We start from the raw sequence: 11,266 nt of genomic DNA, 5'->3' as shown, positions 1-11,266 counted from the left end.
GCGGCCCAGCGGTGCGATCGCTCGGGAGGCGGCGATCCTAGCAAAGGGCCCGGAACGCCCGTTGGTGGCCCCTGAGGCACTTATCCCACAGTTCCTGGCGCAACTGGGGCTTGCGAGCGTGGCTGCCACCTTCGAACGGGTGCGCGACTGGTCAGCGGTTCCTGCCGCCGCAGCGGCCTATTTGGACGCAAGCGCCCTCCCCCGCTCGCTCTACCTGCCCCCGGACCCGCGCCTGCGCACCTGCGACTGGAACGGCTTTTCGCTCAGGGAGACATGCGCCCCGGACGAACCGGTGGCGATCGCGCGCGCGGTGTCCGCGGTTGCCGAGACGGGCTCGCTGATCTTCGAGACCGGGCCTGCGGCGCCCATGCTGCCGAACTTCCTGACGCTCCATCACCTGGTGGTGGTCGAGGCGCGAACGATCGTGGCCCAGCTCGAAGACATCCCTGCGCATCTGCGGGATGTGCGCGCTCATTATTGGGTGACCGGCGTGTCCGGCACCACCGACATCGAAGGGCAATATGTGCGCGGCGCCCATGGCCCGCGCTTCCTCCACGTGCTGCTCGTTACGGATACCCCTGACTAGAGCCCAGTACTCCCCGGCTGCCGAAGCATTGGGTTCGGGCGGACAGAATCACTCCGAGCGGGAAACGGGCGGGCATGCTGGAGAAGCATCCGGATCAGTCGTACCGGTTTCGCAATTACCGGCAATGCACGGCGGCGTTGACGTTGAACGTGCGGCGGCTAGCTTCGCGTGCGTAAGGCTGGGGGCCAAGGTTGCGTATCGCCATCATTGACGACAGCGGCTTGCGCGCCACGATCCTTGAGGAAGGGCTGCGCGACGCGGGTTTTGACGAGATCGAGGTCGTGCCTCCGCAGGGTGCTTTCGTCGCCCGGCTGGAACGCATGGCGCCGGACGTCGTGCTGATGAACCTCGGCAACGCCAGCCGTGATTCGCTCGAGGAGATGCTCGCGGTCAGCCGGGCACTGGCGCGTCCGATCGCAATGTTCGTGGACCAGTCGGACGAGTCGATGATCGGGGCCGCGATAGACGCCGGAATTTCCGCCTATGTCGTGGACGGGCTGCGCAAGGAGCGCATCAAACCCGTGCTCGAACTCGCGATCCGGCGGTTCAATGCCTTTTCCAAGCTGCAGGCAGAGCTTGATGCCGCTCGTACCGAACTTGCCGACCGCAAGACGGTCGACCGCGCGAAGGCCATTCTGATGAAGAGCCGCGGCCTCGACGAGCCCGGCGCCTATGCACTGCTGCGCACCACCGCGATGAAGCAGGGACGGCGCATCGTCGAGGTGGCCGAAGCCCTGATCACTGCCGCCGACTTGCTGGGAGATGGGCGATGACGCCGCTCGCGATCGCTTTCCTCCCGCTTACCGACAGCGCGCCGTTGGTCGCAGCCCGCGAGCGCGGTTTTGCGGAGGCGGAAGGGATTTCGCTTCGGCTGGTGCGGGACACCAGCTGGGCGGCCGTGCGCGATCGGCTGGTCTACGGTCAGGTGCAGTGCGCGCACCTGCTGGCGCCGCTCGCAGTCGCCGTGACCCTGGGGCTCAGCCAAGCCCCGTGCCCGATTGCCGCCCCGTTCAAGCTCAACGACAACGGGAACGCTCTGACGCTCTCGTCGGAATTAGCCGCGGCGCTCGATCCCGATCCGCGCAACCGCGTTGCCGATCCGATCGCGACCGCGCACGATTTCGCCGCTGCGATCGGGCTGCATCGCCGCAAGCCGATCATCGGCATCGTCCACCGCTTTTCAAGCCACGCGATGATGTTGCGCTATTGGCTGGGCTATGCCGGGATCAACCCCGATCGCGACGTGACGCTGCGGGTGCTGCCTCCGTCACTCATGACCCAGGCGCTGCGGTTGGGCGAGATCGATGGCTTCATCGCGGGTGAGCCCTGGAGCAGCGTCTCCGTGGCCGAAGGCATCGGGGAGATCGCCGCGGCAGGCGTGAACATCTGGCAGCGCGGCGTCGAAAAGGTGCTGGCGACCCGGACGGATTGGGCCGAAGCCCATGGCGATGACCTCGACCGGCTCCTCCGCGCGCTCGATCGCGCCGCCGCGTGGTGTGACGATCCGGCGAATCACGAGGAACTGGCGGCGCTGCTCGCCAGACCGGAATATGTCGACCAGGCGCCAAGCTTGATTGGCCAAGCGTTGAGCGGTCGCATGCCGCTCCGGCGAGGCGACGAGCCGGTAAGCCTGCCCGACTTCCTGGTGTTTCACCGCGGCGCGGCTAACTTCCCGTGGCGTAGTCAGGCGCTGTGGATCTATTCGCAGCTCGTCCGCTGGCAGATGGTGGCTCCCAGCCCGGAGGCTGAGCGCGCAGCGGCCGGCGTGTTCCGCTCCGACCTCTATCGCCGCGCGCTCGCCGGAAGCGGAGTCGCGATGCCCGGGGCAAGCATGAAAGTGGAGGGCGCGCTCGCACAGCCGATGCCGGCCGCTTCGCACCAAGGCACTCTGACACTGGCGCCAGACCGGTTCTTCGATGGGCTCGCCTTCGATCCGGAGGATGTCGCCGGCTATCTGGAAGCCCTGCGACAGTCGTGAAGTTTTTGCACTTGCGAAGTGGCGCCAAACGCGTCAGCTTCTCCCATGACGCCTGAACGAACAGGCGCCAGCATCGGATGATTGCGCCAACGTTGGTGCGGTTCTCCACTGTTAGACAGCAAAGCCGCTGTCCGATCACCGCTTGAGGCGGGAGGTCGGAGGCGGCTTTTTTCGTGTCTGCGGCACATGGGAGCAGTGCGGATGAAGGTCGCGGAACTGTTACACGAAGGCTTCAACTGGATCGGAGGCGGTGCGGACATTGATTTCCGTCCGAAGCGCAAGAAGTCGGACTTCTGGAGTAGCGGCCACACGCCGACGCTGATTGCCGCCTTTTTATACTTCGACCTCGCGTTCATGGTTTGGGTGTTGCTGGGGCCGCTCGCCCCCCAGATCGCGGCCGACCTGGGACTCAGCCCTGCGCAGAAGGGACTGATGGTTGCGACGCCGACGCTTGCCGGCGCGATGCTGCGGCTGGTCATCGGTCTGCTCGCCGACCGGATCGGGCCCAAGCGGACCGGCGTCATTGGCCAGCTGATCGTCATCGCAGGGCTGTTCGCCGGGTGGTCGTTCGGCGTCCACAGTTTCGCCGGAACGCTCGCGTTGGGGACGATCCTCGGTTTCGCAGGTGCAAGCTTCGCCGTCGCACTCCCGCTCGCCAGCCGCTGGTACCCACCCGTGCATCAGGGCAAGGCGATGGGCATCGCCGGGATGGGCAATTCGGGCACCGTTCTCGCCGCCTTGTTCGCGCCTGCACTAGCCATCACGTTCGGCTGGAATGCGGTGCTCGGTCTCGCCTGCATCCCGCTGACGCTCGTGCTCGTCGTCTTCATCGTGCTGGCGAAAGACGCGCCCGACCAGCCAGCGCCCCGGCCGCTCAGCGCGTATCTGGAGCCGCTGCGCACGGCCGATGCCTGGTGGTTCATGCTCTTCTATGGCGTGACCTTTGGCGGCTTTTCCGGGCTCGCCTCCTCGCTCACCATCTATTTCTCGGACGCGTTCGCGCTAAGCCCCGTCACCGCGGGCCGTTGCACGGCGGCTTGCGTGTTCGCGGGATCGCTCGTCCGGCCGCTTGGCGGTGCACTCGCGGACCGGATCGGGGGCGTGGCCACCCTGACGGGGGTCTATGCGGTCGCGGCACTCGGGCTGCTGGGCGTCAGCACGTCTCCTGCCGATCTTGGTGCCGCACTGGGGCTGTTCGTCGTCGCGATGCTGGCGCTCGGGACCGGCAATGGCGCCGTGTTCCAGCTCGTGCCGCAGCGGTTCGGTAAGGAGATCGGCATCCTCACCGGAGTGGTGGGCATGGCAGGCGGCGTTGGTGGTTTCTACCTCGCCTCCTCGCTTGGGTTCGCCCGGCAGGTGACCGGCGGGTTTGGCCCTGGGTTCCTGATCTTTGCCCTGCTGACGCTCGTGGCGCTTGCCGGGCTGACCTTCGTGAAGGGCCGGTGGCGCATCCGCTGGGCCGCCGCTGCGGGCGTACGGATCTAATGCTCGCGCCCTCCCCCCACCTTTGATCCAAGCTGTGAGGCTGCATCCATGACGCACCACATCAAGCGCCCGCACCTCGTCGTGATCGGCAACGGCATGGCCGGCTGCCGCGCGATCGAGGAACTGCTTGCGCGCGATCCCGACCGCTTCCGTGTCACCATCTTCGGCGCCGAGCCGCATGTGAACTATAATCGCATCATGCTCTCGCCCCTGCTGGCGGGCGAGAAGACGTTCGACGACATCGTGATCAACGGACCCGACTGGTACCGCGACAACGGCATCGAGCTGGTGGCGGGCGATCCGGTGACGGCGATCGATCGCGCGGCAAAGACCGTGACCTCGCGCAGCGGCCGCACCGTGCAGTACGACAAGCTGCTGATCGCGACCGGCTCCGACCCCTTTATCATCCCCGTACCTGGTAGGGACCTGCCAGGAGTGGTCAGCTTCCGCGACATGAACGACGTGGACGCGATGCTCGCGGCGGCCCAGCGCGGCGGCGAGGCGGTGGTGATCGGCGGCGGCCTGCTCGGTCTGGAAGCAGCGCACGGGCTCTCCCTGCGTGGCATGAAGGTGACCGTACTCCATCTGATGCCGACGCTGATGGAGCGGCAGCTTGACGAAGCGGCAAGCTGGCTCCTCCGGTCGGCGCTCGAAGCGCGCGGACAGACCATCCTGACCGGCGCGGACACTGCCGAGATCGTCGGCGGGGACACCGTCGGGGGCGTGCGGCTCAAGGACGGGCGCTTGATCCCGGCGAGCCTGGTGGTGATGGCGGTCGGCATCCGGCCGAGCACCACGCTCGCGCGGGCCGCCGGGCTCGAGGTCGCGCGTGGCATCAAGGTCGATGACCATCTGGTGACCAGCGACCCCGACATCCTGGCGGTCGGGGAGTGCGTCGAACACGACGGGCAGGTCTATGGCCTCGTCGCTCCGCTGTGGGATATGTGTCGCGCCCTCGCCGATGGGCTGACCGAGCGACCCACAGGCTACAAGGGTTCGGTCACGTCGACCAAGCTTAAGGTTTCGGGCATCGACGTGTTCTCCGCGGGCGACTTCTCCGGCGGCGATGGTGCCGAGGACATCGTGCTGCGCGACGCCAGCCGCGGAGTCTACAAGCGCGTGGTGGTCCGGAACGACCGCATCATAGGCGCGGTGCTGTATGGCGATACCGCAGATGGCAGCTGGTATTTCGACCTGCTCAAGAAGCAGGACGACATTTCCGAACTGCGCGACCTCCTGATCTTCGGCCAGATCTATGCCCAGGGAGGGGGGCAAGCGGACCCTAAGGCGGCCGTTGCGGCGCTCTCGGACGATGCCGAGATCTGCGGCTGCAACGGCGTCAGCAAGGGCCAGGTGGTGGCATGCATCGCCGACGGTGCCGCGAGCATCGACGCGGTGCGCGCCGGCTGCAAGGCGTCGGCGAGTTGCGGGTCGTGTACCGGTATCGTCGAAAACCTGCTGGCACTGACGCTCGGCGATGACGTCCAGACCGGCGCCAAGACGATGTGCGAGTGCACCAGCTTCGGCCATGACGACGTCCGCCGCGAGATCGTCGCGCAGGGAATGCGCTCGATCCCGGAGGTGATGCAGAAGCTGCATTGGAGCACCCCAGACGGCTGTTCCTCCTGCCGGCCTGCGCTGAACTATTATCTGCTCTGCGCGTGGCCGGGCGAATATCGGGATGACCAACAGAGCCGCTTCGTCAACGAGCGCATGCACGCCAACATCCAGAAGGACGGCACCTACTCGGTCGTGCCTCGCATGTGGGGCGGGCTTACCAACCCACGCGAACTGCGCGCGATCGCGGACGTGGTCGAGAAATATAACGCACCCATGGTCAAGGTGACCGGAGGTCAGCGGCTCGACATCTTCGGGATCAAGAAAGAGGATCTGCCCGCCGTCTGGGCCGATCTCAACGCCGCCGGCATGGTTTCGGGTCATGCCTATGGCAAGTCGCTGCGCACGGTGAAGACCTGTGTCGGCTCCGAATGGTGCCGCTTCGGCACGCAGGATTCGACCGGACTCGGCGTCAAGCTCGAGCGGATGAGCTGGGGCTCATGGATGCCGCACAAGTTCAAGATCGCGGTCTCGGGATGCCCCCGCAATTGCGCCGAGGCGACGATCAAGGACTTTGGCGTGGTGTGTGTCGATAGCGGCTATGAGCTGCATGTCGGCGGCAATGGCGGGATCAAGGTTCGCGCCACCGACCTGCTGTGCAAGGTCGCGACCGAGGCGGATGCGATGGCGTATTGCGCCGCCTTTATCCAGCTGTACCGCGAGGAGGCACGGTATCTGGAACGCACCGCCCCGTGGCTGGAACGCGTCGGGCTCGATTACCTCAAGGCACGCATCGTGGAAGATGCGCAGGGCCGCGAAGCGCTGACCGCGCGCTTCCTGGATTCGCAGCGCTTCAGCCAGGAGGATCCTTGGGCAGAGCGCGTCGCCGGGCAGGAGCGCGCGCAGCATGCGCACATGGCGGCGTTCACCCCCGTTCGTGAGGAGGAAATCGCATGATCGGCGAATGGCTCGACATCGGCTGGCTCGACGAGATCCCGCCGCGAGGCGCGCGCACCGTGCCGGTGGAGGGCGGCGAGGAGATCGCCGTGTTCCGCACCGGCGACAACCGCGTGTTCGCGCTGGTCAATCGTTGTCCGCACAAGGGGGGACCGCTCGCACAGGGCATTGTCCACGGCCACAGCGTCGCCTGCCCGCTCCACAACTGGAACATCGCGTTGGCAAGCGGCGAGGCCGAGGGACCGGACAAGGGCTGCACGCCGACGATCCCGGTGAAGGTGGATGCCGGGCGCGTGCTGATCTGCCGTGCCGGCGTGATGCAGGCCGCCGCCTGATGCCGGAGCCGGTCCGTACCACCTGCGCCTATTGCGGGGTCGGCTGCGGGATCGTGGCGACGCGCACCGGTGAGCGCGCGGTGTCGATCCAAGGCGACCCGGACCACCCGGCCAACCACGGCAAGCTCTGTTCGAAGGGCACGCATCTCGGTGAGACGGTGGGTCTCGAAGGCCGGCTTCTCCACCCGATGATCGGCAGGCGCCGCGCCAGCTGGGACAAGGCGCTGGACCTGGTGGCACATCGCTTCGCCAAGACGATCGCGGAGCACGGGCCCGACAGCGTCGCCTTTTACGTTTCCGGACAATTGCTGACCGAGGACTATTACGTCGCCAACAAGCTGATGAAGGGCTTCATCGGTTCGGCGAACATCGACACCAACTCGCGGCTTTGCATGTCGAGCGCGGTCACCGGGCACCTCCGGGCATTCGGCGAGGACGTGGTGCCCGCCAGCTACAACGACATCGATGTCGCCGACCTGATCGTCCTGATCGGCTCCAACACCGCATGGTGCCATCCAATCGTCTACCAACGAATCCGGGCGCGCTGCGATGCGGGTGCGAAGCTCGTCGTCATCGATCCCCGCCGCACCGAAACGGCAGAAGGTGCCGACCTGCATCTTGCCATCCGCCCCGGCAGCGACGTCGCGCTGATGAACGGCCTGCTGATGCACTGCCGCGAAGCAGGGCTGATCGACCGCGCCTATCTCGCGCGAAGCGTCTCGGAGCCGGAAGGCTTTTGGGAAACGATCGGCGCGGGAAGCGACCTCTGGTCGGTGGCCCGCACCTGCGACGTGCCCGCCGCCGACCTCTTGCGCTTCTATGAGATGTTCGCGGCCAACCCGCGCACCGTCACGCTCTTCAGCCAGGGGATCAATCAGTCGCTGCGCGGGACCGATCAGGTCAACGCGATCCTCAATCTCCACCTCGCCACCGGTCGCATCGGCAAGCCGGGCGCGGCGCCTTTCTCGATTACCGGCCAGCCAAACGCGATGGGCGGCCGCGAAGTGGGCGGGCTGGCATCGACGCTGGCCGCGCACATGAATTTCGCGCCTGAAAACCGCGCCCGCGTCCAGCGCTTCTGGGGGGCACCCACCATTGCCGCCAAGCCGGGCTTCAAGGCCGTCGACCTTTTCCGCGCCGTCGGCGAGGGGCGCATCAAGGCATTGTGGATCATGGCGACGAACCCGGCGGTGTCGATGCCCGACGCCGCAACGGTGCGCGAGGCGCTGGCGGGCTGCCCGTTCGTCGTTATCAGCGACGTAATTGCCGAGACGAACAGCACGGCCTTCGCCCATGTCCGCCTGCCCGCCACCGGCTGGGGTGAGAAGGACGGCACCGTCACCAATTCGGAACGCCGCATCAGCCGGCAACGCCCGATCTTCGAGGCTCCGGGCGAAGCGCGGCCGGATTGGTGGATCGTCAAGGAGGTTGGCCGCCGCATGGGCTGGGCCAGCGAGTTCGCCTATGCACGCCCCGCCGACATTTTCCGCGAGCATGCGCGGCTCTCGACCTATCAGAACCAGGGCACTCGGCTGTTCGACCTGGGGGAACACGTTGCCATCGGCAATGCCGACTATGACGCGATGGAGCCGTTCCGCTGGGGCGGCGAGGCCTTCGCGAACGGCCGCTTCCCCACGCCGGAAGGGCGGGCGCGGCTGATCCCGCTCGAGCAGATGTCCTTGCCGAAGCCGCTGGCGAGGTGGCCGCTCACCCTCAACACCGGGCGCTATCGCGATCAGTGGCACACGATGACTCGTACCGGGCTCAGCCCGCGCCTGGCGCGGCATCGGGAGGAGCCGATGGTCGAGGTGCACCCCGAGGACGCCGATGCGTACGGGCTAGCCGATGGCGGCCTCGCACGCGTATCCACGCCGCAGGGCGAAAGCCTGTTCCGCGTCGTGCTTTCCACGGGCCAACGTCGCGGCGAGATCTTCACCCCGATTCACTGGACCGACCGCAATTCCACGGGCGGCCGCACCGGGCTGTTGCCACGCCCCCTGGTCGATCCGCATTCGGGCCAGCCGGGCTTCAAGTCGACGCCCGCAGTGGTGGCGGCGGTACCCACTGCCTGGCGCGGCTTCCTGATCGCTGCCGAGCCGGTTGCTCGGCCGGAATGCCTCTGGGCCACCCGTGTTACGGTGCCGGGAGGACTATTGTACGAGCTCGCCGGCGACGAGGAAGCAACGGCCATCGAGCGCGTGCTGCCCCGCGGCGACCGGATCGAGAGCCTAGATCGCGCGCGCGGCACTCGGCGAGTGGCAGTGCTACGGGAAGGACGGTTGGTGGCCGCGCTGTTTCTGACGGAGCGAGGGCTACTGCCCAGACGCGAGTGGCTGATCCAGCAGCTGGGCGCCGTCGCCGCCGGACCATCGCTACTGGCGGGCATCGCACCGGGTGTGCAGGAGGATCGGGGGCCCATCGTCTGCCTCTGCTTCGATGTCGCGCTCAACACCATCGTCACAGCGATCGCCAGCCAGAACCTCACCACGGTCGAGGCTGTCGGCGCTGCGCTGTCGGCCGGGACCAATTGCGGATCGTGCCGACCGGCGATCTGCCGGATCGTCAAGGAAAGCAGGAGTGCCGCCAATGGATGATACGATCCTTCCCGGCGAGGTCTGGCTGGTAGGCGCAGGCCCGGGCGACCCCGAACTGCTCACGCGCAAGGCGGAAAGGCTGCTGCGCTCGGCCAGCGTCGTCTACTACGATGCCTTGGTGGGGCCCGGCATACGGGACCTGATCCCCGGGAGCGTGCGGCAGGTTCCCGTCGGTAAGCGGTCCGGACGCCATTCGAAGGACCAAGGTGCAATCAATGCCCTGCTGGTCCAGGCCGCGCTCGCCGGCGAGCGGGTCGTGCGACTGAAGGGCGGCGACCCGTCGATGTTCGGCCGTTCGACCGAAGAAGTCGCGGCCCTCGCAGCGGTCGGCGTCCCCACACGCATCTGTCCCGGCATCACTGCCGCCAGCGCCGCCGCGGCTTCCGCCGGCGTGTCCCTCTCCGTCCGCGGCGTCGCACGTCGCGTCCAGTTCGTGACCGCGCACGTGCGGGCGGGCGAGCCGCTTGCCCTGGACTGGGCCACGCTCGCCGATCCCGGCAGCACCACCGCCTTCTACATGGGGCGCGGTGCTGCCGGCGAGATCAGCCGGCGCCTGATCGAGGAAGGGCTTGCCGGTGCGACCCCGGTGCTGATCGCGTGCGACATCAGCCTCGCGAGTGAGCGCCTGCTCCACACGCGCCTCGATCTGCTGCCCATCGCGGCGGGTGCCATCACCGACGAGAAGCCCACGCTCATCCTGATTGGGGAAGCAGTTTCGGCCGGGAACGCCGCAGCCGCGATACCGGCTTCAGTCTTGGACAGTGCGAGTTGTTCGCACAACCCTGCCGGCGCTGGCGCTGACCAGGACGTCCAGTTCCCCTCGACCACTTCGATCGAGGGGACCACCTAGCTCCCGCCGCGCAGGTGGAGCGCGAGGAACTCGACGAACGCGCGAATCCGCGCCGGCGTGCTCGCGCCGCCGACGAAGACGGCGTGGATCTGCTCGACGTCGCCAGGGTTGAACGCCTCCAGCAGCGGGACGAGCTGGCCCCTCGCGATCTCCTCGGCCACGCTGAACGATCCTACACGGGCAATGCCGACGCCAAGCGCCGCCAGTTGCCCCAGCGTCTCGCCGTTGTTTGCTTCGATCCTTCCCTTCACGGCGAGGGTGAAATCCTGGCCGGCGCGACGGAATGGCCAAACCGGCTCGGCGCGCCGGAAGTTGAAGTTGAGGCAGTTGTGCCGGTGAAGATCCTCCGGCACCTCAGGTGTGCCGCACCGCTCCAGATACTCCGGCGATGCGACGATCACCCGCCGGGTCTCGCCAAGCTTGCGAGCCGTGAGCGTGCTGTCGGGCAAAGGTCCGAAGCGGACGGCGACATCCGCTTGACCGCCGGCGATGTCGACCAGCGTGTCCGTCAGCGCGATGTCGACGAGGATGTCGGGGTACCGGGCGCTGAACCTCCCGAGCAGCGGCACCACGCAGAGCCGCCCGTGCGAGAGCGCGGCGCTGACCCGCAGACGGCCGCGCGGACTCCCCTGGTCGGCGATCTGCTGCTCGGCATCGTCGAGGTCGGCGAGGATGCGGCGGGCCGCCAGCAGATAGGCCTGCCCCTCCGCCGTCAGCGACAAGGCGCGGGTCGACCGTAACAGCAGTCGCACGCCCAGCCGCTGCTCGATCCGGTCGACGGCACGCGCCACGGCGGACGGGCTCATGTCCAGCGTCCGTGCGGCGGACGAGAAGCTCCCTGCCTCCACCACCGTCGCGAACAGCGCCAGCGCACGCGCCCTGTCCGTCCCCGCCAGCTTTGCGTCCACTGCAAAGATCCTCCGC

At 67.3% G+C, this 11,266-nt stretch carries 9 protein-coding genes; 8 read left to right on the top strand and 1 reads right to left on the bottom strand.

Translation table 11 applies throughout. The annotated features are described in order from the left end of the window. The first annotated feature begins 118 nt into the window (after positions 1-118). The 8 genes from VPH46_RS10215 to cobA all read left to right on the top strand — a co-directional run bounded on the left by VPH46_RS10215 (position 119) and on the right by cobA (position 10,342). Positions 119-586: an LUD domain-containing protein gene (locus VPH46_RS10215; RefSeq protein WP_416610957.1), complete on the top strand. Its 468-nt coding sequence runs from the start codon at positions 119-121 to the stop codon at positions 584-586. 191 nt (positions 587-777) lie between these two features. After that, positions 778-1,359, top strand: coding sequence for an ANTAR domain-containing response regulator (locus tag VPH46_RS10210; protein WP_416610955.1), 582 nt, complete (start codon positions 778-780; stop codon positions 1,357-1,359). Further along, positions 1,356-2,564, top strand: a complete 1,209-nt coding sequence (locus tag VPH46_RS10205) for a CmpA/NrtA family ABC transporter substrate-binding protein (protein ID WP_416610953.1) — start codon at positions 1,356-1,358, stop codon at positions 2,562-2,564. The genes VPH46_RS10210 and VPH46_RS10205 overlap by 4 nt, the downstream gene beginning before the upstream one ends. A 201-nt stretch (positions 2,565-2,765) precedes the next feature. Next, complete coding sequence (locus tag VPH46_RS10200; protein WP_416610951.1) at positions 2,766-4,049, top strand: nitrate/nitrite transporter; 1,284 nt, start codon at positions 2,766-2,768, stop codon at positions 4,047-4,049. A 48-nt stretch (positions 4,050-4,097) separates the two neighbouring features. Continuing rightward, positions 4,098-6,563: a nitrite reductase large subunit NirB gene (gene nirB / locus VPH46_RS10195; protein WP_416610949.1), complete on the top strand. Its 2,466-nt coding sequence runs from the start codon at positions 4,098-4,100 to the stop codon at positions 6,561-6,563. Then, a complete protein-coding gene (nirD, locus tag VPH46_RS10190; RefSeq protein WP_206432213.1) occupies positions 6,560-6,898 on the top strand; it encodes a nitrite reductase small subunit NirD in 339 nt (112 codons plus the stop codon). The genes nirB and nirD overlap by 4 nt, the downstream gene beginning before the upstream one ends. Then, the gene (locus VPH46_RS10185) at positions 6,898-9,492 is read left to right on the top strand and encodes a molybdopterin-dependent oxidoreductase (RefSeq protein WP_416610947.1); all 2,595 of its coding nucleotides are present in this window, start codon (positions 6,898-6,900) and stop codon (positions 9,490-9,492) included. The genes nirD and VPH46_RS10185 overlap by 1 nt, the downstream gene beginning before the upstream one ends. Further along, the gene (gene cobA / locus VPH46_RS10180; RefSeq protein WP_416610945.1) at positions 9,485-10,342 is read left to right on the top strand and encodes a uroporphyrinogen-III C-methyltransferase; all 858 of its coding nucleotides are present in this window, start codon (positions 9,485-9,487) and stop codon (positions 10,340-10,342) included. Before VPH46_RS10185 ends, cobA begins: the two co-directional genes overlap by 8 nt. Here the strand turns inward: cobA and VPH46_RS10175 are convergent. Continuing rightward, complete coding sequence (locus VPH46_RS10175; RefSeq protein ID WP_416610943.1) at positions 10,339-11,250, bottom strand: LysR family transcriptional regulator; 912 nt, start codon at positions 11,248-11,250, stop codon at positions 10,339-10,341. The two genes, cobA and VPH46_RS10175, sit on opposite strands and share 4 nt — an antisense overlap. Between the last annotated feature and the right edge of the window lie 16 nt (positions 11,251-11,266).

The organism is Sphingomonas sp. MJ1 (PH-R8) (assembly GCF_048058635.1).
Taxonomy (GTDB): Bacteria; Pseudomonadota; Alphaproteobacteria; order Sphingomonadales; family Sphingomonadaceae; genus Sphingomonas.
Note: the sequence above shows the minus strand (reverse complement) of the source record. Positions and strands in the feature narration are given on the sequence as shown.